The organism is Streptomyces sp. NPDC002513 (assembly GCF_053595355.1).
Window position 1 is genome coordinate 1 of the sequence record NZ_JBSFXK010000032.1, and the last position, 22,678, is coordinate 22,678.

A 22,678-nucleotide genomic window follows, 5' to 3' on the forward strand; every position below is an offset into this window, starting at 1 on the left:
CCGGTGATCACAGAGCGTCGCAACTCCATGATCGCCCAGACCTGTGCCTGCCTTGCTGTCGCGACTGCCTCGTGCCGCCTATCTGCGCGGCCTCTTATCCACAGGCCGGACGAGCGTCAGGGCGCATTGTCAGTGGCAGGCGTTAGCGTCTTTGACGTGAAGCGATCGACTCAAGCAAACCGGGTGGAACCCATGGCAGGTACCGACCGCGAGAAGGCCCTGGACGCCGCGCTCGCGCAGATTGAACGACAATTCGGCAAGGGCGCGGTCATGCGCATGGGCGAGCGGTCCAACGAGCCCATCGAGGTCATCCCGACCGGGTCGACCGCGCTCGACGTGGCCCTCGGCGTCGGCGGGCTCCCCCGCGGCCGAGTGGTGGAGATCTACGGACCGGAGTCCTCCGGTAAGACGACCCTGACCCTGCACGCGGTGGCGAACGCGCAGAAGGCGGGCGGCCAGGTCGCCTTCGTGGACGCCGAGCACGCCCTCGACCCCGAGTACGCGCGCAAGCTGGGCGTCGACATCGACAACCTGATCCTCTCCCAGCCGGACAACGGCGAGCAGGCGCTGGAGATCGTGGACATGCTGGTCCGCTCCGGCGCTCTCGACCTCATCGTCATCGACTCCGTCGCCGCGCTGGTCCCGCGTGCGGAGATCGAGGGCGAGATGGGCGACAGCCACGTGGGTCTGCAGGCCCGTCTGATGAGCCAGGCCCTGCGGAAGATCACCAGCGCGCTCAACCAGTCGAAGACCACCGCGATCTTCATCAACCAGCTCCGCGAGAAGATCGGCGTGATGTTCGGCTCCCCGGAGACCACGACCGGTGGCCGGGCGCTGAAGTTCTACGCGTCGGTGCGTATCGACATCCGCCGCATCGAGACCCTGAAGGACGGCACCGAGGCGGTCGGCAACCGCACCCGCGTCAAGGTCGTCAAGAACAAGGTCGCCCCGCCCTTCAAGCAGGCCGAGTTCGACATCCTCTACGGACAGGGCATCAGCCGCGAGGGCGGCCTGATCGACATGGGCGTGGAGCACGGCTTCGTCCGCAAGGCCGGCGCCTGGTACACGTACGAGGGCGACCAGCTCGGCCAGGGCAAGGAGAACGCGCGCAACTTCCTGAAGGACAACCCCGACCTGGCCAACGAGATCGAGAAGAAGATCAAGGAGAAGCTGGGCGTCGGCGTGCGTCCCGAGCAGCCCGCCGCCGAGCCGGGTGCGGACGCGGCGAGTGGCACGCCCGCGGCCGAGGACACCGCCAAGACGGGGCCCGCGTCGACGGCCAGGACGACCAAGGCCAAGACCCCGGCGGCCAAGAGCTAGCCCGTGACACGACGAACCGACTGGGCCGAGTACGCCTTCCCGGCGGCACCGCAGGGGCGGGGGAGCCGGGGTGACGGGGGATCGGTCGGGGACGGCGACGGGGCGTACGACGACATACGAGACGACGCGGATGCCCAGGGGGCGGGCGCTCCGCATGGCGACGGCCGTGCGCGTGGGGGACGCGGACGAGGGCGACGGGACGGTTTCGGGGAACCGGCCGGCGCCCCACAGGACGGAGGGTCCGCTTTCTCGTCGAGGGCCGAGAAAGCGGAGCCCCCGGCGGACCCGGTGGAGCGGGCGCGGGCGATCTGTCTGCGCCTGCTCACCGGGAGCCCGCGCACGCGAAGGCAGCTCGCGGACGCTCTGCGCAAGCGCGAGATCCCCGACGACGTGGCGGAGGAGGTGCTGTCGCGGTTCGAGGAGGTCGGCCTCATCGACGACGGTGCGTTCGCGGACGCCTGGGTGGAGTCCCGGCACCACGGCAGGGGTCTGGCCCGCCGGGCGCTCGCACGGGAACTGCGTACCAAGGGCGTGGACTCCGCGCTGATCGACGAAGCGGTGGGACAGCTCGACACCGAGCAGGAGGAGGCCACCGCGCGTGAACTCGTCGCCCGCAAACTGCGCGCGACACGGGGCCTGGACCGCGACAAGCGCCTGCGCCGCCTCGCGGGCATGCTCGCCCGCAAGGGCTACCCCGAGGGGATGGCCCTCCGGGTGGTCCGCCAGGCACTGGAGGACGAGGGGGAGGACATGGAAGAGCTGGGGGACGGGGATTTCTGAGCCGGCGGGGGGCGTCATGCAGTTGGGTGGGGGCCGGGGTGTGATGTCGCCCGGTGGGGCGGGGCGCCCTGCGGTCTGGTGGCTCGCGGCGGGATGCGGCCGGTGGCATGAGGGCGTCATACGGTCCGGTGGGGTTGGGCACGGAGCGCGAGCCCCGGACACGGTGGACGCGCGAGGGCGCCGATCGCGTTCAGGGCTCGGAGGCCCGTGCTCTACGGCGTCACCGGCAACCCCGCCGCCTTCCAGGACTGGAAGCCGCCCACCAGGTCCGTGGCGCGGTGCAGGCCCAGTTGGCGCAGGGAGGCGGCGGCGAGGCTCGACGCATAGCCCTCGTTGCAGACGATCACCACGCGCAGATCGTGGCTCGTGGCCTCGGGGGCGCGGTGGCTGCCCTGGGGGTCCAGGCGCCACTCCAGTTCGTTGCGCTCGATGACGAGGGCGCCCGGGATCAGCCCGTCGCGGTCGCGCAGGGCCGCGTACCGGATGTCCACGAGCAGGGCGTCTCCGGCGCGCACGGCCTCGTACGCCTCCTGCGCCTCCACGCGGTCGAGGCCCTCACGGACCCGCTCCAGCAGCACATCGATGCCTATGGGGCCTTCGGGTGGAGACGTCACTGCCAGTCCTCCGGGCGCTCGACCTGCTCCAGGCGTAGGACCGGCCCTGTGCGACTGTAGCGACGGATCCGCGGCAGGGGCGGATAGTAGGCGTGGACCGAGACCGCATGCTGGTCGGTGGACTCGTTGAGCACCTCGTGCACATGGTGCCGCCCGAAGGAGCGGCCGCTGCCCGCCGGCAGTCGCCGTTCGCGGTCCACCCCCTCGGTGAGTTCCAGGGTTTTCCAGCCGTCGGTGGGCAGCCGGGCCGCGAGGGAGTTCTCCCTCAGTTCGCCCGAGGCGGTGACGAAGGCGCCCACCGAGTCGGCGTGGTCGTGCCAGCCGGTGCCCGTGCCGGGCGGCCAGCCGATCAGCCAGGCCTCGCTGCCGCCGGGACCCTCGAGCCGTACCCAGGTACGGCCCTCGGGATCGAGCGGGAGTGAGGCGACCAGCTCGGCGTCGGCGGCCGTCCGGCGCGCGAAGTCGAGCAGTTCGGCCTGGGTGGGTGCCTGAGCGGAGTCGGAGACCGACGCGGCGGGGGGAGACGGGACGGGGGAGACCGGTGAGACAGAGGGGTGCACAGACAACGGGACCGTCCTGGGGTTCGCGTGGGGCGCGCGGTGGCTGGAGACGGCGCGCGGGCGGGGAGGAAGCGAGATCAGCAGAACGGAGGACACACGCAGCCCGCATAGCGGAGGAGGTCCATATGGACCCTCCGCCACAGGTGCACACAGGTGTCGGTCACGATCGGGAGTACACCATGGAGGTACCGACCGGTCAACTCACCGTCACTATGTGGACTTCACGGTGACCAGGTGCTCGAGGGAGGGCGTTCCGCGGCCTCTCAGCCGCGCCCGGAACGCCCTCAGCCCGCGTTCGCCGCCGCCTGTTCCTTCGCCGGGCAGCCCAGCGTCGTCTCAGCCGCCTGGTACAGGTCCGCCGGCCGTACCCCGCTCAGTGCCGTCACCAGGTGGCCGTCCGGGCGGATCAGGAGGACCGTGTGGGCGGCCGCGCCGGGATAGCTCTCCGCCACCAGCAGTTCGGCGCGGTGCGGCAGCGCCGTCACCGCCGCCGCCAGCCGGGGCATGATCCCCGCCGACACCCAGTGCTTGCGCTCCCACACCCCGGTGCCCGGCGCCACCAGCACCACCAGCAGCGATCCGCGCCCCAGCCGGTCCCGCAGCCGTACGAACGAACCGTCCTCGGCCGTCACCCGCACATCCGCGACCGCCGCCCCGGGCTCGGTGCCCACCCGTGTCTGCGCCTCGCTCGGGGCGGGCTGGAGCGGTGAGCCGGCGTAGGTGCCCGGCGCGCCCAGCACCCCGCGCCCCAGATGGCCGTCCGCGAGCAGCGCGTCCTGGCCGCGCGCGGCCCCGGGAACGAGGGACCGCAGGTGTCCGCCGCCGCGCAGCAACGGCAGTGCCTGGTCGGTGGCGCGCAGCCGGGCCGCGACCACGGCGCGGCGCTCGCTCTGGTAGCTGTCGAGCAGTGTCTCGCGCGGGCCCTGGTGCCAGGCCAACGCCAGCTTCCAGGCGAGGTTGTCCACGTCCCTGAGTCCTTCGTCCAGGCCCTGGGTACCGAGTGCGCCGAGCAGATGCGCGGCGTCCCCGGCGAGGAAGACCCGGCCGGCGCGCCAGCGGCGGGCGAGCCGGTGGTGGACGGTGTGGACGCCCGTGTCCAGCAGGTCGTAGGCGGGGGTGGAGCCCCCGTGCCAGCCGGCCAGCGTCTCCCGGACGAGGGTCACCAGCAGCTCCGGCGTGACCAGGTCCTTGCCCGGCGGCAGCAGCCAGTCCAGGCGCCACACACCATCGGGCAGCGGGCGCGCGCTGATCTCGCCGACCGGGGGACCCGACGTCCGCCACGGCGGCATCCGGTGCAGCAACGCCTCGCCGGGCCAGGGAAGTTCGGCGTGCAGAGCTGCCACGGCATGGCGCTCCACGGCCGTGCGTCCGGGGAAGCGGATGTCCAGGAGCTTGCGCACCGTCGAGCGCGGGCCGTCGCAGCCCACGAGGTAACTGCCGCGCCACCAGGTGCCCCGAGGACCGCGCGTGTGTGCCGTGACACCGGACGGCTCCGGCTCGATGGAGTCCAGCCGGCTCTCCACCGCGACCTCGACCAGCCGTTCGCGGGCGATGGCCGCGCGCAGGAGCCCGGTAAGGACATGCTGGGCGATGTGCAGCGGAGCCGGCTCGTCGGCGACCTCGGGCTCCTCGGCCGTGCGGTTCCGGCTCTCGGCGGCGCCGTACCCGCCCCCGTGCTCCTGCGCGTCACCGGCCGGTGCGAACACGACCTGCCGGGTCGTCTGCCTGCGTCGCATCGAGCGCCACCCGGTCCAGCGCAGCCCGGCCCCGGTGAGCGGCCCCCCGGCCAGTCGTTCCATCAGCGCGGTGGTGTCCTCGCGCAGCACGACGGTGCGCGCGGCCCGCTGCTCGTCCGTGCCGGAGCCCTCGTCGAGGACGACGGACGGCACCTCCTGACGCGCCAGCGCGAGCGCGAGCGCGAGCCCCACGGGCCCCGCTCCCGCGATGATCACCGGGTCCACGACGCGGTGCCCCCTGCCCGGAGCGGTGTCCTGAGGGACGTACGGGAACAGGCAGTTGGAGCAGGGTGCACGATCACAGAACGTATGCAACCCACTGCCGCTGCGCCCCGTCAAGCGAGCAGGGCAGTGGCGTGACGCCACTGCCCTGGCAGACAGGCGGTTCGAGAAACCGCCGCTCCGGCGGAGGGGCGGGCCGAGGACCGGCCCGAGGACCGGTTCAGGACCGGCCCGAGGACCGGTTCAGGACCGGCCCGAGGACCGGGCCGAGGACCGATTCAGCACCGGCGGAGGGCTGGCGGAGAACCGATTCGGAACCGACTGAGAACTGACTCAGAACTGACTGAGGAACCGTCAGACGGCGATGCCCGTCGACTCCGCGCCCCCGACCGCCGCCGGCGGCAGGACCGCTCCGGTCGACTTCCTGCCCCGCCGCAGCCGCTTCTCCAGCCGGCCCGCGAACGTCGACAGCGCGAAGTTGAGGACGAGGAAGATGAGGGCCACGATCGTGAAGCTGGCGATGGTGTTGGCGCCGTAGTAGGCGCTCATCGGCGAGACCGAGGACAGCAGTTCGGGGAACGTGAGGAGCGCGCCGCCGAGCGCCGTGTCCTTCACGGTCACCACCAGCTGGCTGACGATGGCCGGCAGCATCGCGGTGACCGCCTGCGGCAGCAGGACCAGTCGCATCACCTGGTTCTTGCGCAGACCGATCGCCAGCGCGGCCTCGGACTGGCCCTTCGGCAGGGCCAGGATGCCCGCGCGGACGATCTCCGCGAGGACGGAGGCGTTGTAGAGGACGAGGCCGGTGACCACCGCGTACAGCGGGCGGTCGTCCGTGGTGACGTTCGTGTACTCGGCGAACAGGGCGTTGCCGAAGATCATCAGAACGAGGACCGGGATGGCCCGGAAGAACTCCACCACGATCGAGACCGGGACCCTGATCCAGGCGTGCTCGGAGAGCCGGGCGATGCCCAGGACCGCGCCCAGCGGCAAGGCGATGAGCATCGCCAGGACCGCCGCCTCGAGCGTGTTCCGCAGACCCGGCCACAGATACGTCGTCCAGGCCTCCGTACCGCCGAAGAACGGCTTCCACTTCTCCCAGTCCAGCTGGCCCTTGTCGTCGAGGCTGGTGAACACCCACCAGGCCAGGGCGGCCAGGGCGGCGAGGAACAGCAGGGTCCAGGCGACGTTGCGCCGCTTGGCCCGGGGGCCCTGGGCGTCGTAGAGGACGGAACTCATCGCTTCACCGCCACCTTCTTGCCCACCCAGCCGAGGAGCAGGCCGGTCGGCAGTGTCAGACACACGAAACCGAAGCCGATCACCCCGGAGATCAGCAGGAGCTGGGCCTCGTTCTCGATCATCTTCTTCATCAGCAGGGCCGCCTCGGCGACACCGATCGCGGCCGCCACCGTGGTGTTCTTGGTCAACGCGATCAGTACGTTCGTCAGCGGGCCCACGACCGCGCGGAACGCCTGCGGCAGGATCACCAGCGTCAGGACCTGGGGGAAGGACAGCCCCAGCGCACGGGCCGCTTCCGCCTGCCCGACGGGCACGGTGTTGATGCCGGCCCGTAGCGCCTCGCAGACGAACGCCGCGGTGTACGCGGCCAGACCGAGCACCGCCAGCCGGAAGTTGATGGTGTCGAAGTTCGCGGCGCCGAGCGTGATGCCCAGGGTCTGGTTGAGCCCCAGGGAGGTGAACAGGATGATCACGGTCAGCGGGATGTTGCGCACGATGTTCACGTAGGCGGTCCCGAAACCGCGCATCACCGGTACCGGGCCGACCCGCATCGCGGCCAGCACGGTGCCCCAGATCAGGGAGCCGATCCCGGAGAGGACGGCGAGCTGCACCGTCGTCCAGAACGCTCCCAGCAGGTCGTAGCGATCAAGAAAGTCGAACATGAGGTCCCGCGCTTCCGCGTGTCGGACAGGCCGGGTGCGCCGCCCCCCGAGGGCGGCGCACGGTCGTCAGGCCCTGCTTACTGGACGATGTTGCCGATCTTCGGCGCGGGCTCGTTCTTGTAGTTGGCGGGGCCGAAGTTCTTGTCCACGGCCTTCTGCCACGAACCGTCCGAGACCATCTTCTCCAGGGCAGTGTTGATCTTCGCCTTGAGATCGCTGCCCTTCTTGACGCCGATGCCGTAGTTCTCGTTGGTCATCTTGAAGCCGCCGAGCTTGAACTTGCCCTTGAAGGCGGCCTGCGAGGCGTAACCGGCGAGGATCGAGTCGTCGGTGGTCAGCGCGTCGATGGCGCCGTTCTGCAGACCCGTCAGACACGCCGAGTAGGTCGGGTACTGCTGGAGGTCGGCCTTCGGGGCGAGCTTGTCCTTGACGTTCTGCGCCGAGGTCGAACCCGTCACCGAGCACAGCTTCCTCGAGTTCAGGTCCGAGGGCGCCTTGATCTTGTTGTCGTCGGCGCGGAGCAGCACGTCCTGGTGGGCGAGCAGGTAGGGGCCTGCGAAGTCCACCTTCTGCTGGCGCTCCGGGGTGATCGAGTAGGAGGCGGCGATGAAGTCGACGTCACCGCGCTGCAGCATGGTCTCGCGGTCGGCGCTCTTCGACTCCCTCCACTCGATCTTGTCCGCGTTGTAGCCGAGCTGCTGGGCGATGTACGTGGCGACGTCCACGTCGAAGCCGGAGTACCCCTGCGGCGTCTTCTGGCCGATGCCGGGCTGGTCGAACTTGATGCCGATCTTGATGGTCTTGCCGCCGGCGGAGGACGATCCGCCGTCCTTCTTGTCGCCGGAGCCGCAGGCGGTGGCGGCGGTGGCGAGGGCGAGCACGGCGGCCGTGGCGGCGGTGACCTTACGGAACTTCATGGTGAACATCCTTTGGGTGGTGAGGAAAGACACGTCGTGGCGGCGTGATGCCGCAGATCGCCGGGGCCGTGAACGGGCCGCGAAGGGGGCGCGAGGAGGCCTTCAGTGGTGCAGGATCTTGGACAGGAAGTCCTTCGCGCGGTCGCTGCGCGGGTTGCTGAAGAACTGCTCCGGCACCGCCTCCTCGACGATGCGGCCGTCGGCCATGAACACCACCCGGTTGGCGGCCGAGCGGGCGAAGCCCATCTCGTGGGTGACGACGACCATGGTCATGCCGTCCCGGGCGAGTTGCTGCATGACCTCGAGAACCTCGTTGATCATCTCGGGGTCCAGGGCCGAGGTCGGCTCGTCGAAGAGGATGACCTTGGGGTCCATCGCCAGTGCGCGGGCGATCGCGACGCGCTGCTGCTGGCCGCCGGAGAGCTGCGCCGGGTACTTGTCCGCCTGCGTGCCGACGCCGACCCGGTCGAGCAGGGTGCGCGCCCTCTCCTCGGCCTTCTTCTTGTCCGTCCTGCGGACCTTGACCTGGCCCAGCATCACGTTCTCGAGCACGGTCTTGTGCGCGAACAGGTTGAAGGACTGGAAGACCATGCCGACATCGGCGCGCAGCCGGGCCAGTTCCCTGCCCTCCTGGGGCAACGGCTTGCCGTCGATCCGGATCTCGCCCGAGTCGATGGTCTCCAGGCGGTTGATGGTGCGGCACAGGGTGGACTTTCCCGACCCCGAGGGGCCGATGACCACGACGACCTCACCGCGGGTGATGGTCAGGTCGATGTCCCGGAGCACGTGCAACGCGCCGAAGTGCTTGTTGACGCTCTTCAGGACGACCAGTTCGTCGGTCGCGGCCACCGAGTCCTTGGCCACCGATACTTCGGTCATTGCTGGTTGGCTCCGTCCTCACTCGGTTTCGGAGGACAGTAGTGACGCCGCCCGACCAGCGTCATTACATCTGAGGGAGATCTGAGCATCACGATCCGATAGCGGTCGTTCACCTGTCGTAGTCACCCGATGCCGCCCGCGTACCGGCTGAATAACGGAAGGCATCCGCAACCGGAACCCTCTTGACGCCGTCCTTGTTCATCGGCGTGACTGCCATGGTGCACGCGCACGCGTGCATCCGTTCGCATGGATGACGCTTCCGGCTTCGCGTGGATGACGCTTTCCGGTACAGGTCGCGGGCCGGCTTCCGGACAGGCTGACATCGACTCCTGTACAGGCTGACAGCGAACGGGGATCGTGAGACCGAGAGTCCGGAGGGGGCCGGCATGAGACTGCTTCTCGTCGAGGACGACAACCACGTCGCGGCCGCCCTGTCCGCCGTGCTGGCGCGGCACGGCTTCGACGTCACACACGCCCGCAACGGCGAGGAGGCCCTGCGGGCGCTGGTCCCCGAGAGCGCGGGCTTCAGTGTCGTCCTGCTCGACCTGGGCCTGCCCGACCAGGACGGCTACGAGGTCTGCGGCAAGATCCGCAAGCGCACCAACACCCCCGTGATCATGGTCACCGCGCGCTCCGACGTACGCTCCCGGATCCACGGCCTCAACCTCGGCGCCGACGACTACGTGGTCAAGCCCTACGACACCGGGGAGCTGCTCGCGCGCATCCATGCCGTCAGCAGGCGCATCCCCCACCTGGACGACACCGGCGCCACCGAGACCGTGCTGCGCCTCGGCCGGCTGCACATCGAACTGCCCACTCGCCGGGTCAGCGTGGACGGATCGGTGGTCCAGGTGACCCGCAAGGAGTTCGATCTGCTCGCCCTGCTGGCCCAGCGTCCGGGCGTGGTGTTCCGCCGCGAGCAGATCATCAGCGAGGTCTGGCGGACCAGCTGGGAGGGGACCGGGCGCACCCTGGAGGTCCATGTCGCCTCCCTGCGCTCCAAGCTGCGGATGCCCGCGCTGATCGAGACCGTGCGAGGCGTCGGGTACCGGCTCGTCGCCCCGGCCGCCCAGCGGTGACGGGGTGGGCGCACGTCTGCTTCCGCTGCTCATCGTCCTGATGGCGGCCGTGCTGCTCGCGCTCGGCGTTCCGCTCGCGGTGAGCCTCGCCGCCGCGCAGCAGCAGCGGGTCGTCGTGGACCGGATCGACGACACGGCGCGCTTCGCGGCCCTCGCGCAGTTCGTCACCGACCGGCCCCCGACCGGTTCCCGGGTGGGGGGCGAGGACGAGCGCGGTGAGACCCTGCGCAAGGAACTCGCCATGTACGACAGCGTCTACGGCATCCGCGCCGGTGTCTTCTACCGCGACGACGTACCCATGGCCAACGCGCCGGAGGACTGGTTCCTGCCGCAGGAGGGCGAGGGCCGCGACGCCTTCAACGAGGCCCTGCTGGGGCGGCGCAGCCACGACCCGGAGCAGGTGTGGCCCTGGCAGCGGACCCGGCTCGTGGTCGCCTCCCCGGTCATCCGCGACGGCGACGTCATCGCCGTCGTCGTCACCGACTCGCCGACCGGGCAGATGCGGTCGAAGATCCTGCACGGCTGGCTGCTCATCGGTGCCGGGGAGATCGCCGCGATGCTGCTGGCGGTGGGTGCGGCGCTGCGACTGACGGGGTGGGTGCTCAGGCCCGTACGGGTCCTGGACGCGACGACCCACGACATCGCGACCGGGCGCCTGAAGTCCCGGGTCGCCGCCGCCGGCGGACCGCCGGAACTTAGGCGCCTGGCCCGGTCGTTCAACGAGATGGCGGACAACGTCGAGGAAGTCCTGGAGCAGCAGCGCGCGTTCGTCGCCGACGCCTCCCACCAGCTGCGCAATCCGCTGTCCGCGCTGCTGCTGCGCATCGAACTGCTCGCGCTCGAACTGCCCGAGGGCAACGAGGAGATCGCCTCGGTGCGCACCGAGGGCAAGCGCCTCGCCCAGGTCCTCGACGACCTGCTCGATCTGGCGCTCGCCGAGCACGCCGAGGCCGACCTGCGGGTCACCGACGTGGGCACGCTGGCCGCCGAGCGGGTCGCGGCCTGGAGTCCGGCCGCCGAGGCCCGGGACGTGCGGCTGACCGGGACCTGCCCGGCCACCACCGCCTGGGCCGACCCGGTCACCCTCTCCAGCGTGCTGGACGCGGTCATCGACAACGCGGTGAAGTTCACTCCGGCGGGGGAGCGCGTCGAGGTCGCGGTCGTGGCGGAGGGCGAGTGGGCCACGGTGGTGGTCACCGACGGCGGCCCCGGCCTCGGCGACGAGGAACTCGCCCGCGTAGGGGACCGCTTCTGGCGCGGTGCGGCCCACCAGAACATCAAGGGCTCGGGACTCGGGCTGTCGATCTCACGGACGCTGCTGGCGGCGGGCGGGGGATCGATCGCGTACGCGCACCACGAGCCGCACGGGCTGAAGGTGACGGTCACGGTGCCGCGGACAGCCAACCCGAGCGGGTCGTCCGGTTCGTGAGGACGGGGCGGGCGGGGGAACTGGTCCGGCTCCCCTTTCACCGACCGGTGGTCCGGCTACGGCTTCACCGACTGGTAGTACCGCCGTGCGCCCTCGTGCAGCTCCAGCGGATCCGTGTAGATCGCCGTCCGCAGGTCCACCAGCTGGGCCGCGTGCACCTGGGCGCCGATCCGGTCCCGGCTGTCGATCACCGCGCGGGTGAGCTTCTCGGTCAGGTCCGCGTTCATGTCCTCCCGGGTGATCAGGAGGTTCGCGACGGCCACGGTCTGCACGGAGGAGCCCTGTTCGGAACCCGGGTAGGCGTCGGCGGGCATCACCGCGGCCCGGTAGTAGCGCGACGCGCCGCCCTGCGCGTGCAGCTTCGCCACCAGATCGCCGCCGATGGGCACCAGGCGGATCCCGAACCGGTCCGACAGCTGGGTGATCGCGCTGGTGGGCAGTCCGCCCGACCAGAAGAACGCGTCGATCCTGTGCTGCTTCAGCAGGCCGGGCATGGTCCCGATGCCGTCGGACAGGGCGGTGATGTCCTTCTCGGGGTCCAGCCCGGCCGCGGCGAGCACGTGTTCCGCTATCAGCCGCACCCCCGACCCGTCCGGTCCGACGGCGACGGTCCGCCCCTTCAGGTCCGCCACGGACTGCACGGGAGACGAACGCGGCACCACCAGGTGCACGTAGTCGTCGTAGAGCCGTGCGCAGCCGCGCAGCCGGCCGGCACCCGGCTGCTTCCCCAGCCGGTAGGTCTCCACGGCGTCGGCCGCGGCGATCGTGAAGTCCGCCTGGCCGGTCGCCACCCGCCGCACGTTCTGCTGCGAGCCGTCGCTGTTCAGCAGCCGGACGTCCAGCCGCGGCAGGTCCTTGGCGATGGCCTGCTGCAACAGCGTGCCGTACTTCTGGTAGACGCCGGTCGGGGTGCCCGTACTGAAGGTGATCGTGCCGCTCGGGGACTCCTCGCCGATCGGCAGCAGCCACCACAGCAGCAGCCCGACGACCGCGAGGGCGGCCGTCGAGCCCAGCAGCGCGCTGCGCCTGCTCATCCGGGGGAGTGCCTGGAGCATGCGGGCGATCCTGCCAGGCCGCACGCACCCCTGACCAGGGCGCGGGGTGCGCCGGGCGCGCGGGAGAGCATTCCCCGCGCATCGGCGGCCCGCACGCGCCCTCGTGAGAGCCGGGCCCCGGCTCTCGCCCCTAGACTGGGGCGGCTCTCAAGGACACGGCTCGCGACGGGAAGGGGACGACGACGGTGGCGGCAGGTGGCGGTGGATTCCCGGAGGACCCGTCCGCCGAGGTGTGGTCGGAGGCGGCCGCCGCGTTCGGGCTGCTGGCCTCGCCCGCGCGACTGCACATCGTCTGGGCGCTCGCACAGGGCGAGAGCGATGTCACCGGACTCGCCGAGCGCGTCGGCGGCGCGCTTCCCGCCGTGAGCCAGCACCTGACCAAGCTGAAGCTCGCCGGACTGGTGCGCTCCCGCCGTGAGGGCCGCCGCCAGGTGTACTTCGTCGACGACGCGGACGTCGTGACCGTGGTGCGTCTCATGGTGGACCAGCTCAGCGACCGCGCCGCCCGCACCCGCGCCCCGGCAACCCGGCTCCGTGGCCTCTGAGACCGTCGCACCGTCGCCGCCCCGGCCCACCGACGTCGGCCATGCCTGCGCGTCGCCCGCCTCGCGGACCTCGGCGACAACGCGCTGCCCGAGGCCCGTGCCTCCTCCTGGTCCCGCCGCTCCCGGCTGCTCACCGTCGTCCTGACGCTGTACGCGTTCGCGCTGTGGGCGGTCCGGGCGTGCTACGAGCGGTGGTCCGCGGCCGGCGGCGATCACCCGTAGGTCACGGTCCGGGCTAAGTGGCCTCGCGGCGCTTCCCCTCCACCTTGTTGGTTGTACTGTTGCGCAAGGCAGCAACCATTATCGGATGGGCGAGCGGCGGAAGGCGCCCTCGGCCAAGGCGAGGAAGGGCGGGCACGGTCAATGTTCCGCAACGGACTGGAACCCTGGCACCTGCTGATCGTGGCGATCGTCGTCATCGTGCTGTTCGGCTCGAAGAAGCTCCCGGACACCGCCCGTGCGCTCGGCAAGTCGATGCGCATCCTCAAGAGCGAGGCCAAGGCGATGAAGGACGAGAACGCGCCCCCGTCCGCCGCCCCCGAGTCCGCCCCGGTGACGCCGTCGGCGATCCGGACCTCCGCCGAGTCCGCGCCGGCCGAGCCGCCGGCCGCCGCCTCCTGACCCAGGGCTTCCATCGACCGGCGCGGCCATCGGCTTCGCGTTCGGCGGCATCGCGGGCGGCATCGTGGGCAGCGGCGTCGGTGAGAGCATCGCCGACGGACGTGTGGGCACGGCGGGGCCGACTGCGATCGTCCAGGCATTACCCGCCTGCTGGGCCGGGCTGACATCGTCGGTGCGCGGCGCGGGTGCTGTGGGAATCACCGGGCCGAGGTCCCCTTCGGAACGCCTACCCTTGACCCATGACCAGCAGCAGCGACCGGAGCCCCGCGGTGGACGTCTCAGTGCCCAAGACCTACGAAGTCCGTACCTACGGGTGCCAGATGAACGTCCACGATTCCGAGCGGTTGGCCGGGCTGCTCGAGGAGGCCGGGTACGTGCGCGCGCCCGAGGGTTCCGACGGCGACGCGGACGTCGTCGTCTTCAACACCTGCGCCGTGCGCGAGAACGCCGACAACCGCCTCTACGGCAACCTCGGCCGCCTCGCGCCCAAGAAGGCCGGTCGCCCCGGTATGCAGATCGCCGTGGGCGGCTGTCTCGCGCAGAAGGACCGCGACACCATCGTGACGAAGGCGCCCTGGGTGGACGTCGTCTTCGGCACGCACAACATCGGCAAGCTGCCCGTCCTGCTGGAGCGCGCCCGTGTCCAGGAGGAGGCACAGGTCGAGATCGCCGAGTCGCTGGAGGCGTTCCCCTCGACCCTGCCGACCCGGCGCGAGAGCGCGTACGCGGCCTGGGTGTCGATCTCCGTGGGCTGCAACAACACCTGCACCTTCTGCATCGTCCCCGCCCTGCGCGGCAAGGAGAAGGACCGTCGGCCGGGCGACATCCTCGCCGAGGTCGAGGCCCTGGTCGCCGAGGGCGTCTCCGAGATCACGCTGCTGGGACAGAACGTCAACGCCTACGGCTCCGACATCGGCGACCGGGAGGCGTTCAGCAAGCTGCTGCGCGCCTGCGGGACCATCGAGGGCCTGGAGCGGGTCCGCTTCACGTCCCCGCACCCGCGCGACTTCACCGACGACGTCATCGCCGCCATGGCCGAGACGCCGAACGTGATGCCCCAGCTGCACATGCCGCTGCAGTCCGGCTCGGACACGGTCCTGAAGGCGATGCGCCGCTCGTACCGCCAGGAGCGCTACCTGGGGATCATCGAGAAGGTGCGGGCCGCCATCCCGCACGCCGCGATCACCACCGACATCATCGTCGGCTTCCCCGGCGAGACCGAGGAGGACTTCGAGCAGACGCTGCACGTGGTGCGCGAGGCGCGGTTCGCGCAGGCGTTCACCTTCCAGTACTCCAAGCGGCCCGGGACCCCGGCGGCCACCATGGAGAACCAGATCCCCAAGGAGGTCGTCCAGGCGCGCTACGAGCGTCTCGCCGCCCTTCAGGAGGAGATCTCCTGGGAGGAGAACAAGAAGCAGGTCGGCCGCACCCTGGAGCTGATGGTCGCCGAGGGCGAGGGGCGCAAGGACGGTGCCACCCACCGTCTGTCCGGCCGCGCTCCCGACAATCGCCTGGTCCACTTCACCAAGCCGGACGAGGAGGTCCGCCCGGGCGACGTGGTGACGGTCGAGATCACGTACGCCGCCCCGCACCACCTGCTCGCCGAGGGCCCCACGCTGGCCGTGCGCCGCACGGGCGCGGGCGACGCGTGGGCGAAGCGGAACGCGGCGGAGGCCGCCAAGCCGGCCGGCGTCATGCTGGGGCTGCCGAAGGTCGGCGCCCCGGAGCCCCTGCCGGTGGTCACGGCCGGAGCGTGCGGCTGCGACTGACGACGGGCGTCACTCCGGCGAGTGCGTGCGGACGGCACGGGCCCGTGACGAGGGGCGCGGCGCACGGGTCGTAGGCCTTCCGGCCGCGGGCCGCGGGCCGCGCACGCACGGGCATGCCGGTCGCGTACGTGCGTGGGCGTGCGGCTGTGCGGGTCCGGGGAGTGGCCGCGGGCGTGCGGCTGTGCGGGTCCGGGGAGTGACCATGGGCGTACGGCCGCGCGTGTCCGGGGTGTGACATGGCGCCGTCCGGCGGGGTTACGCTGCGGATCATGCTTGTCGCCGCCGCCGTCTGTCCCTGTCCGCCCCTGCTCGTGCCCGAGGTCGCCGCGGGCGCCGCCCCCGAGCTGGACGGTGCCCGTGCCGCCTGCAGGGACGCACTGGGCGTACTGGCCGCCGCGCGCCCCGACCGGCTGGTGGTGGTCGGTCCCGCCCGGGAGAGCGGGTGCGGGCCGCATCCGCAGGGCACGCGGGGATCGTTCAGCGGGTTCGGGGTGGATACCGACGTACGACTCGGGGGCGAAGGTCCGGACGCGATCGCGCCGGAGCGGGAGCTGCCGTTCTCGCTCGCCGTCGCCGCGTGGCTGCTGGAGTGCCTGAGCTGGGCGGACGCGCCCGTGGAAGGGCTCGGTGTGCCGGAACTGCTGGCCCCTGAGCGGTGCGCCGAGCTGGGGGCGGGGCTCGCCGGGCAGGACGAGCGGGTGGCGCTGCTGGTCATGGGCGATGCGAGCGCGTGCCGCACCCTCAAGGCGCCGGGCTATCTGGACGAGCGCGCGGCCGGCTTCGACGCCGCTGTGGCGCGTGCGCTCGGCGCGGCGGACCCGGCGGCCCTGGCGGCGCTGGACGTCGGCCTGGCCCACGAGCTGAAAGCCTGCGGCCGGGCGCCCTGGCAGATCCTCGCGGGCGCGGCGCGGGGCGCGGACCTCACCGGCGCGCTGCTGTACGACGACGCGCCCTACGGGGTGGGGTATCTGGTGGCGACCTGGTCGTAGCACGCCCGCCGGCGGGGGCGTACGACCGCGCGCGGACGGTCCGTGACGCGCCTGCACGCGCCGTGTCCACCCACGCGTCAACCCCGCCGAAGCCGTACGGCTCGCCCCGACGCCCGACGCCCGACGCCCGACGCCCGACGCCCGACGCCCGACGCTTCGGCCGCCGACCCGTGACGGTCAGAGAACAGGGAGACGCCGGACGGCCGGGAGGCCCTGCGCCTCGCGGCCGTCCGGCGATGAGTCGTGCCGTGTCAGGACGCCGGGGGCGGCGGTGCTTCCGGCGGCGTCTGCCCACCGGCCGTCGGGCCGGTGTCCCGGTGCGCGAGGCGCTCCATCGCGTGCTTCGCCTTGCCCGTGCCCGTGTCGATCTTGCCGCTGTACTTGCCCTTGGTCTTCTCGTCGATCATCTTCGCGGCCTTGTCCAGGCCACGATCGACCTTCTCTTCGTGCTGCTGTGCGAAGCTCGAGACCTTGGCCATCAGGTTGTCCACGAGACCCATGGTCCACCTTCCCTGCGAAGCGCGGTTACGTGCGGGCGCCCTCCTCGACCTCGTTCTCGGCGGCCTCCGCGGCGGACTGCTGCCGGGGAATCCCGACGCCGTCGCCGGTGGCCGGAGCTGTCTCCTCCGCCACCGTCTCCGGTCCGGTCTCGGCCCCGGCCGCCCCCTTGTCCGCGTCCGTCGCCTCCGCCTCGCTCCCGGCCGTCGTCCGCGCGGCCTCCGTCGCCGCGGACTGCGCCTCCTCCGTTGTCCTCGACCGCCGGAAAAGCCGTGCAAAAACGCCCATAACTACTCCATACGTTACTCGTGCGGGCGAAATACCGCGTAGCCCGGTGCGCCCGTTTGCGTGGCCCGGCCTTCCCGCTCTCCCGTCGGCGACCGGAACCTCGCATCAGGCAACGACCCCGCATACGGGGCGTAACGTCGCTCGTTCGAGGAGGGGTCCGGAGGTTTGCGAGACTGTTGCGGTGAGTAGCGCAGCCCCCGCACCGCGGGTCATCGCCGTCGTCGGACCGACCGCGGCCGGAAAGTCCGATCTGGGTGTCTTCCTTGCCCAGCGCCTCGGCGGCGAGGTCGTCAACGCCGACTCGATGCAGCTCTACCGGGGGATGGACATCGGCACCGCCAAACTGACACCCGAGGAGCGCGGCGGCATCCCGCACCATCTGCTGGACATCTGGGACGTGACGGTCACGGCGTCCGTGGCGGAGTACCAACGCCTCGCCCGCGCCCGGATCGACGCCCTGCTCGCCGAGGGCCGCTGGCCGATCCTGGTGGGCGGATCCGGTCTGTACGTGCGCGGCGCGGTCGACAACCTCGAATTCCCCGGAACCGACCCGGAGGTGCGCGCCCGGCTCGAGGGCGAGCTCGTCCTGCGCGGCTCGGGAGCACTGCACGCGCGCCTGGCCGCCGCGGACCCGGAGGCCGCGCGGGCGATCCTGCCGAGCAACGGCCGCCGTGTCGTCCGGGCCCTGGAGGTCATCGAGATCACCGGTAAGCCCTTCACGGCCAACCTCCCGGGCCATGACTCGGTCTACGACACCGTCCAGATCGGCGTGGACGTGGCGCGCCCCGAGCTCGACGAGCGCATCGCGCGCCGGGTCGACCGGATGTGGGAGGCGGGACTCGTGGACGAGGTGCGCGCACTGGAGGCGCAGGGTCTGCGGGAGGGGCGTACGGCGTCGCGCGCGCTGGGATACCAGCAGGTGCTCACGGCGCTCGCGGGGGAGTGCACGCTGGAGGAGGCGCGCGCGGAAACCGTACGCGCTACCAAGCGCTTCGCACGCCGTCAGGACTCCTGGTTCCGCCGTGACCCGCGGGTGCACTGGCTCAGTGGCGCGGCGGCGGACCTGCGGGAACTCCCGCACCTCGCGCTGGCGTTGGTCGAACGACCGGTTACAGCCTGATCACGTGATGGCATCGGGACGCTCCGCTCGTCATCCGGGCCTCCGGCGGCATGCCATCATCGAGCTTCGATCGACCAAGTGGAGTCCGAGTGGGGAGGGCGCGTGGCGATGGAGGCCGGCCCTCGCGACACCGCAGAGAGCGCGGAGCATGACACCGTGGAGGCCGGGGACCCACGGCTCAGTTCCGATGGTCCCGACGATCAGCCGCCGGGCGGTGTGACGGACGACGGGCCGGGCGTGGACGAGCTGTCCACCGGGCTCGAGGTCGAGGTCGAGCTGCGCCCGCAGCGCCGGCTGCGGACCTGGCAGCTCGCCCCCATCGTGGCGCTGGCGGCGGTGGGCTCCCTGATGTTCGCCTTCCCGCTGGCCTTCGAGTTCGGTGACGGCGGGGCCGTGGTCGCCATGCTCGGCCTGCTGATCTTCTCCTGCGCGGCCGGCTGGGGCATGATGGCCGCGCGCCGGGTCGGTTACACCTGGCCGGGCCTGCCGCAGCGCGGCTCCGGGCGGCGCCCGGACTGGCGGGTCGTCCTCACCTACGTCGTGCTGGTCGCCGCGGTGGTCGTGCTGGCCGTGTGGCGCGTGGCCCGGCTGCGCTGAGCCGCCGGGACCACCGGGCCGTCCGCCTTTCCCGACGGGCCCTCTCCGCCCGTCGTGACCGGGTCGTCCGTCTCTCCCGACGAACCCTCTCCGCCCGTCGTGACCTGGCCGTCCGCCCGCCGGTCCGCTCGTCCCGGTGTCGTGGCGACCCCGTACGATCGAGGGATGAGCACGCGGATCGCCTTCCTCAAGGGGCACGGCACGGAGAACGACTTCGTGATCGTCCCGGACCCCGAGAACGTCATCGACCTGCCCGCATCCGCCGTCGCCGCCCTGTGCGACCGCCGCGCGGGCATCGGCGGCGACGGTCTGCTGCACGTCGTGCGCTCCGCCGCGCACCCCGAGGCCCAGGAGATGGCCGACCGGGCGGAGTGGTTCATGGACTACCGCAACGCGGACGGCTCGATCGCGGAGATGTGCGGCAACGGTGTGCGGGTGTTCGCTCGTTACCTCCAGCGGGCCGGGCACGTGGCCGAGGGAGACCTCGCGGTCGCCACGCGCGGAGGCGTCAAGACCGTGCACATCGCCAAGGACGGTGACGTCACCGTCGGCATGGGCCGGGCCCTCCTCCCCGAGGAACAGGTCACGGTGAACGTCGGCGAGCGCAGCTGGCCGGCCCGTAACGTCAACATGGGCAACCCGCACGCGGTGGCCTTCGTCGACGACCTCGCGTACGCGGGCGACCTGTACACCCCGCCCCCGTTCAGCCCGGCCGCCGTCTACCCGGACGGGGTGAACGTCGAGTTCGTGGTCGACCGCGCTCCCCGGCACGTCGCGATGCGCGTCCACGAGCGGGGCTCCGGCGAGACCCGCTCGTGCGGCACGGGCGCGTGCGCGGTGGCCGTCGCCGCGGCTCGCCGCGACGGCGCCGACCCGGCCGTCACGGGCACCCCGGTGACGTACACCGTGGACCTTCCCGGCGGCACCCTGACGATCACCGAACGTCCGGACGGCGAGATCGAGATGACCGGCCCGGCGGTGATCGTCGCCGAGGGAGAGATCGACACCGAGTGGCTGCGGGCCGCGACCCGCTGACCGACACCCCGTCACACCCCGTCGGCCAGCACCTCCGTGGGGGCGAACGGGCGGCGCGCTGAAGCATGGGGTAGCGCGGGAACGTGACGCTCAGCACACTACGGTGACCGGAAAGCGCCCTCGGTCCCCCCACCGCATGGCTGCGGATCGCAGTCCGGCCCCCTCGGGCCGTTCCGATCCGCAGCCTGGGACGGCCGGGTGCGTTCGAATCGACGGTCGGTACCTTGGCCTCCGGCTGAAAGCCGTAAACCCCCGGATCGTCGCTCGAATGGGTGATCCGTTTCACGCTCGGCGAGAGCCGGTCGGGCGGGCGTGATGGGCTCGATAGCATCAAGCACCGGCCCGGACGGGGGACCATCGCCATCCCCTGCGCCGCGTATGCCAGGGGGCACTCCGTCCGCCGGTCCACGAGCCGGAGGTGCCCCATGAGTGCGGAGGCCACGAACCCTGCCACCCCCGCCCCCGCCCCCGTCCCCGCCGCCACGGCGCCGGGGACGCACCGCAGGAAGAGCCGCCCCCGGATCGACCTGCGCCGCCTGGGGCGCGTCGCCCTGCTCGGTTCCGCCACCCGCGACCGGCTGCCCGACGCGATCGGCCATGTCGCCGAGGCGCACCGCGCCCACCATCCCGACGCTGACCACGAACCACTGCGCCGCGCCTATCTGTTGGCCGAATCCTCACACCGTGGGCAGATGCGCAAGAGCGGCGAGCCGTACATCACGCACCCCCTCGCCGTGACCCTGATCCTCGCCGAACTCGGGGCCGAGACCACCACCTTGACCGCGTCCCTCCTCCACGACACGGTCGAGGACACGGACGTGACACTCGACCAGGTGCGCGAGCAGTTCGGCGAGGAGGTCCGCTACCTCGTCGACGGCGTCACCAAGCTGGAGAAGGTCGACTACGGCGCCGCCGCCGAGCCCGAGACCTTCCGCAAGATGCTCGTCGCGACCGGCAACGACGTCCGCGTGATGTCGATCAAACTCGCCGACCGCCTGCACAACATGCGCACCCTCGGTGTGATGCGCCCGGAGAAGCAGGCGCGTATCGCCAAGGTCACCCGGGACGTGCTCATCCCGCTCGCCGAACGCCTCGGCGTCCAGGCGCTCAAGACCGAGCTGGAGGACCTCGTCTTCGCGATCCTGCATCCCGAGGAGTACGAGCACACCCGGGAGCTGATCGTCGAGAACGCGGCACACGGGGACGACCCGCTCATCGCCATGGCCGAACAGGTGCGCACGGTCCTGCGCGAGGCGGACATCCAGGCCGAAGTCCTCATCAGACCGCGGCACTTCGTCTCCGTGCACCGCATCTCGCGCAAGCGGGGCCGGCTGCGCGGCGCCGACTTCGGCCGGCTCCTGGTCCTGGTGAACGAGGACGCCGACTGCTACGGGGTCCTCGGCGAGCTGCACACCTGTATGACCCCGGTGGTCTCGGAGTTCAAGGACTTCATCGCCGTCCCCAAGTTCAACCTGTACCAGTCGCTGCACACCGCGGTCGCGCGCGAGGACGGCGAGATCGCCGAAGTCCTCATCCGCACCCACCAGATGCACCAGGTCGCGGAGGCGGGGGTGATCGCGCTCGGCAATCCCTACGCTCCCGCGTCCGACGACCCCTCCGACGGCGAGCGCGTCGACCCCACCCGCCCCGGCTGGCTCTCGCGCCTTCTGACCTGGCAGGAGGCCGCCCCGGACACCGACACCTTCTGGTCCACGCTGCGCGAGGATCTCGCCCAGGACCGGGAGATCACCGTCTTCCGCCCCGACGGGGGCGCACTGGGGCTCCCGGAGGGCGCGAGTTGTGTGGACGCCGCCTACGCGCAGTACGGGGAGGACGCCCACGCCTGCATCGGCGCCCGCGTCAACGGCCGGCTCGCGGCGCTGGGCACCGTCCTGAAGGACGGCGACGCGGTGCAGCTCCTCATGGGTCAGGACCCGGCCTCCGAGCCCTCCAGGGAGTGGCTGGAACACGCGCGCACGCCCGCCGCGCGGATCGCCATCCAGCGCCGGCTGGCGGCGCATCCCGCGCCGGCGGACCCGTCCGGCGCCGCACCGGCACGGGGCTCCGCGCGGCACGGCGCCGAGGCCGCACCGGACGGCGCCGGCGCGCACACCACCGCGCCCGACACCGCCGCCCGCCCGCCCGCGCTTCCCTCCCGCCCACCCGCCCTCCCCGCGTCGGACACGTCCGGCGCACGCGCCGCCAACGCGGTCGTCGACCTGCCCGGCGCCTCCGTCCGTCTGGCCGGCTGCTGTACGCCCGTGCCGCCCGACGAGGTCACCGGCTTCGCCGTACGCGGGGGCGCGGTGACCGTACACCGCGTCGAATGCGCGGGAGTGGCGCGTATGAAGAGCACAGGGCGAGCGGAGATCGGCGTGCGCTGGGGCGACACCACCGACTGCCGGGTCACCCTCGTCGCCGAGTCGTTCGGGCGCCCGCATCTCCTCGCGGACCTCACCGAGGCCATCGCCCTGGAGGGCGTGGCCATCGTCTCCGCCACCGTCGAGCCGCCCAGCCAGCAGCGCGTGCGCCACACCTACACACTGCAACTCCCGGACGCGGCACACCTGCCCGCCCTCATGCGCGCGATGCGGAACGTGCCCGGCGTGTACGACGTCAGCCGGGCCCAGCACGCCGCGGCGGCCGCCCGCTGATCGCCGTAGGGCCGTCCCGCCGGGCGGCGGCCCGGGGCGCGGGTGGCCGGAGCTGAACCCGTTCGGGTGG

23 protein-coding genes are annotated in these 22,678 nt (G+C 71.8%); 12 read left to right on the top strand and 11 right to left on the bottom strand.

Features of this window, described 5'->3' with window-relative positions; genetic code table 11:
• Window positions 1-192 precede the first annotated feature (192 nt).
• Window positions 193-1,320 (top strand): recombinase RecA, encoded by a 1,128-nt coding sequence (gene recA / locus ACWD5Q_RS21010; protein ID WP_451428537.1) that lies wholly within the window; start codon window positions 193-195, stop codon window positions 1,318-1,320.
• Between the two features lie 3 nt (window positions 1,321-1,323).
• Window positions 1,324-2,100: a recombination regulator RecX gene (gene recX / locus ACWD5Q_RS21015; protein WP_451428538.1), complete on the top strand. Its 777-nt coding sequence runs from the start codon at window positions 1,324-1,326 to the stop codon at window positions 2,098-2,100.
• A 212-nt stretch (window positions 2,101-2,312) separates the two neighbouring features.
• On the opposite strand, the gene ACWD5Q_RS21020 is transcribed toward recX, so the two are convergent.
• From ACWD5Q_RS21020 to ACWD5Q_RS21055, 8 genes are all read right to left on the bottom strand, one after another.
• Window positions 2,313-2,714, bottom strand: a complete 402-nt coding sequence (locus ACWD5Q_RS21020) for a rhodanese-like domain-containing protein (protein WP_451428539.1) — start codon at window positions 2,712-2,714, stop codon at window positions 2,313-2,315.
• Window positions 2,711-3,280, bottom strand: coding sequence for a cysteine dioxygenase (locus ACWD5Q_RS21025; RefSeq protein ID WP_451428540.1), 570 nt, complete (start codon window positions 3,278-3,280; stop codon window positions 2,711-2,713). The genes ACWD5Q_RS21020 and ACWD5Q_RS21025 overlap by 4 nt, the downstream gene beginning before the upstream one ends.
• Window positions 3,281-3,351: 71 nt before the next feature.
• On the bottom strand, window positions 3,352-3,399 hold the full coding sequence (locus ACWD5Q_RS21030) for a hypothetical protein (protein WP_451428602.1): 48 nt from the start codon (window positions 3,397-3,399) through the stop codon (window positions 3,352-3,354).
• 159 nt (window positions 3,400-3,558) lie between these two features.
• Window positions 3,559-5,235 carry an FAD-dependent monooxygenase gene (locus ACWD5Q_RS21035; RefSeq protein WP_451428541.1) on the bottom strand — a complete coding sequence of 559 codons (1,677 nt, stop codon included), beginning with the start codon at window positions 5,233-5,235 and terminating at the stop codon, window positions 3,559-3,561.
• 351 nt (window positions 5,236-5,586) lie between these two features.
• Window positions 5,587-6,471, bottom strand: a complete 885-nt coding sequence (locus ACWD5Q_RS21040) for an amino acid ABC transporter permease (protein ID WP_451428542.1) — start codon at window positions 6,469-6,471, stop codon at window positions 5,587-5,589.
• The gene (locus tag ACWD5Q_RS21045; protein ID WP_451428543.1) at window positions 6,468-7,133 is read right to left on the bottom strand and encodes an amino acid ABC transporter permease; all 666 of its coding nucleotides are present in this window, start codon (window positions 7,131-7,133) and stop codon (window positions 6,468-6,470) included. Before ACWD5Q_RS21045 ends, ACWD5Q_RS21040 begins: the two co-directional genes overlap by 4 nt.
• A gap of 77 nt (window positions 7,134-7,210) precedes the next feature.
• A complete protein-coding gene (locus ACWD5Q_RS21050) occupies window positions 7,211-8,050 on the bottom strand; it encodes a glutamate ABC transporter substrate-binding protein (protein ID WP_451428544.1) in 840 nt (279 codons plus the stop codon).
• A gap of 102 nt (window positions 8,051-8,152) precedes the next feature.
• On the bottom strand, window positions 8,153-8,929 hold the full coding sequence (locus ACWD5Q_RS21055; protein WP_451428545.1) for an amino acid ABC transporter ATP-binding protein: 777 nt from the start codon (window positions 8,927-8,929) through the stop codon (window positions 8,153-8,155).
• A gap of 386 nt (window positions 8,930-9,315) precedes the next feature.
• Here ACWD5Q_RS21055 and ACWD5Q_RS21060 point away from each other — a divergent pair, with 386 nt between their 5' ends.
• Complete coding sequence (locus ACWD5Q_RS21060; protein WP_451428546.1) at window positions 9,316-10,008, top strand: response regulator transcription factor; 693 nt, start codon at window positions 9,316-9,318, stop codon at window positions 10,006-10,008.
• Window positions 10,009-10,012: 4 nt separating this feature from the next.
• Window positions 10,013-11,437 carry an ATP-binding protein gene (locus ACWD5Q_RS21065; protein ID WP_451428547.1) on the top strand — a complete coding sequence of 475 codons (1,425 nt, stop codon included), beginning with the start codon at window positions 10,013-10,015 and terminating at the stop codon, window positions 11,435-11,437.
• A 56-nt stretch (window positions 11,438-11,493) separates the two neighbouring features.
• On the opposite strand, the gene ACWD5Q_RS21070 is transcribed toward ACWD5Q_RS21065, so the two are convergent.
• Window positions 11,494-12,492 (bottom strand): TAXI family TRAP transporter solute-binding subunit, encoded by a 999-nt coding sequence (locus tag ACWD5Q_RS21070; RefSeq protein WP_451428548.1) that lies wholly within the window; start codon window positions 12,490-12,492, stop codon window positions 11,494-11,496.
• A gap of 185 nt (window positions 12,493-12,677) precedes the next feature.
• Here ACWD5Q_RS21070 and ACWD5Q_RS21075 point away from each other — a divergent pair, with 185 nt between their 5' ends.
• The 4 genes from ACWD5Q_RS21075 (at window position 12,678) to ACWD5Q_RS21090 (ending at window position 16,416) form a co-directional block, all read left to right on the top strand.
• Window positions 12,678-13,037, top strand: coding sequence for an ArsR/SmtB family transcription factor (locus ACWD5Q_RS21075; protein ID WP_451428549.1), 360 nt, complete (start codon window positions 12,678-12,680; stop codon window positions 13,035-13,037).
• A gap of 363 nt (window positions 13,038-13,400) precedes the next feature.
• Window positions 13,401-13,658, top strand: coding sequence for a Sec-independent protein translocase subunit TatA (gene tatA, locus ACWD5Q_RS21080; protein ID WP_451428550.1), 258 nt, complete (start codon window positions 13,401-13,403; stop codon window positions 13,656-13,658).
• A gap of 239 nt (window positions 13,659-13,897) precedes the next feature.
• Window positions 13,898-15,427 carry a tRNA (N6-isopentenyl adenosine(37)-C2)-methylthiotransferase MiaB gene (gene miaB / locus ACWD5Q_RS21085; RefSeq protein ID WP_451428551.1) on the top strand — a complete coding sequence of 510 codons (1,530 nt, stop codon included), beginning with the start codon at window positions 13,898-13,900 and terminating at the stop codon, window positions 15,425-15,427.
• 269 nt (window positions 15,428-15,696) lie between these two features.
• Complete coding sequence (locus ACWD5Q_RS21090; RefSeq protein ID WP_451428552.1) at window positions 15,697-16,416, top strand: class III extradiol dioxygenase subunit B-like domain-containing protein; 720 nt, start codon at window positions 15,697-15,699, stop codon at window positions 16,414-16,416.
• Between the two features lie 251 nt (window positions 16,417-16,667).
• On the opposite strand, the gene ACWD5Q_RS21095 is transcribed toward ACWD5Q_RS21090, so the two are convergent.
• Window positions 16,668-16,916: an antitoxin gene (locus ACWD5Q_RS21095; protein ID WP_451428553.1), complete on the bottom strand. Its 249-nt coding sequence runs from the start codon at window positions 16,914-16,916 to the stop codon at window positions 16,668-16,670.
• A 25-nt stretch (window positions 16,917-16,941) separates the two neighbouring features.
• Window positions 16,942-17,202: a hypothetical protein gene (locus ACWD5Q_RS21100; protein ID WP_451428554.1), complete on the bottom strand. Its 261-nt coding sequence runs from the start codon at window positions 17,200-17,202 to the stop codon at window positions 16,942-16,944.
• 181 nt (window positions 17,203-17,383) lie between these two features.
• Between ACWD5Q_RS21100 and miaA the strand changes: the two genes are divergently transcribed.
• The 4 genes from miaA (at window position 17,384) to ACWD5Q_RS21120 (ending at window position 22,608) form a co-directional block, all read left to right on the top strand.
• Complete coding sequence (gene miaA, locus ACWD5Q_RS21105; RefSeq protein ID WP_451428555.1) at window positions 17,384-18,322, top strand: tRNA (adenosine(37)-N6)-dimethylallyltransferase MiaA; 939 nt, start codon at window positions 17,384-17,386, stop codon at window positions 18,320-18,322.
• A gap of 108 nt (window positions 18,323-18,430) precedes the next feature.
• The gene (locus ACWD5Q_RS21110) at window positions 18,431-18,919 is read left to right on the top strand and encodes a hypothetical protein (protein ID WP_451428603.1); all 489 of its coding nucleotides are present in this window, start codon (window positions 18,431-18,433) and stop codon (window positions 18,917-18,919) included.
• 165 nt (window positions 18,920-19,084) lie between these two features.
• On the top strand, window positions 19,085-19,954 hold the full coding sequence (dapF, locus tag ACWD5Q_RS21115; protein ID WP_451428556.1) for a diaminopimelate epimerase: 870 nt from the start codon (window positions 19,085-19,087) through the stop codon (window positions 19,952-19,954).
• A gap of 425 nt (window positions 19,955-20,379) precedes the next feature.
• Window positions 20,380-22,608, top strand: coding sequence for a RelA/SpoT family protein (locus ACWD5Q_RS21120; protein WP_451428557.1), 2,229 nt, complete (start codon window positions 20,380-20,382; stop codon window positions 22,606-22,608).
• Window positions 22,609-22,678 lie beyond the last annotated feature (70 nt).

Coding starts and splice junctions, on each gene's coding strand:
- recA (WP_451428537.1), top strand. CDS start 193: ATGGCAGGTACCGACCGCGAGAAGGCCCTGGACGCCGCGCTCGCGCAG.
- ACWD5Q_RS21040 (WP_451428542.1), bottom strand. CDS start 6,471: ATGAGTTCCGTCCTCTACGACGCCCAGGGCCCCCGGGCCAAGCGGCGC.
- ACWD5Q_RS21045 (WP_451428543.1), bottom strand. CDS start 7,133: ATGTTCGACTTTCTTGATCGCTACGACCTGCTGGGAGCGTTCTGGACG.
- ACWD5Q_RS21050 (WP_451428544.1), bottom strand. CDS start 8,050: ATGAAGTTCCGTAAGGTCACCGCCGCCACGGCCGCCGTGCTCGCCCTC.
- ACWD5Q_RS21055 (WP_451428545.1), bottom strand. CDS start 8,929: ATGACCGAAGTATCGGTGGCCAAGGACTCGGTGGCCGCGACCGACGAA.
- ACWD5Q_RS21060 (WP_451428546.1), top strand. CDS start 9,316: ATGAGACTGCTTCTCGTCGAGGACGACAACCACGTCGCGGCCGCCCTG.
- ACWD5Q_RS21070 (WP_451428548.1), bottom strand. CDS start 12,492: ATGCTCCAGGCACTCCCCCGGATGAGCAGGCGCAGCGCGCTGCTGGGC.
- tatA (WP_451428550.1), top strand. CDS start 13,401: ATGTTCCGCAACGGACTGGAACCCTGGCACCTGCTGATCGTGGCGATC.
- miaB (WP_451428551.1), top strand. CDS start 13,898: ATGACCAGCAGCAGCGACCGGAGCCCCGCGGTGGACGTCTCAGTGCCC.
- ACWD5Q_RS21090 (WP_451428552.1), top strand. CDS start 15,697: ATGCTTGTCGCCGCCGCCGTCTGTCCCTGTCCGCCCCTGCTCGTGCCC.
- ACWD5Q_RS21095 (WP_451428553.1), bottom strand. CDS start 16,916: ATGGGTCTCGTGGACAACCTGATGGCCAAGGTCTCGAGCTTCGCACAG.
- ACWD5Q_RS21100 (WP_451428554.1), bottom strand. CDS start 17,202: ATGGGCGTTTTTGCACGGCTTTTCCGGCGGTCGAGGACAACGGAGGAG.
- ACWD5Q_RS21110 (WP_451428603.1), top strand. CDS start 18,431: ATGGAGGCCGGCCCTCGCGACACCGCAGAGAGCGCGGAGCATGACACC.
- dapF (WP_451428556.1), top strand. CDS start 19,085: ATGAGCACGCGGATCGCCTTCCTCAAGGGGCACGGCACGGAGAACGAC.
- ACWD5Q_RS21120 (WP_451428557.1), top strand. CDS start 20,380: ATGAGTGCGGAGGCCACGAACCCTGCCACCCCCGCCCCCGCCCCCGTC.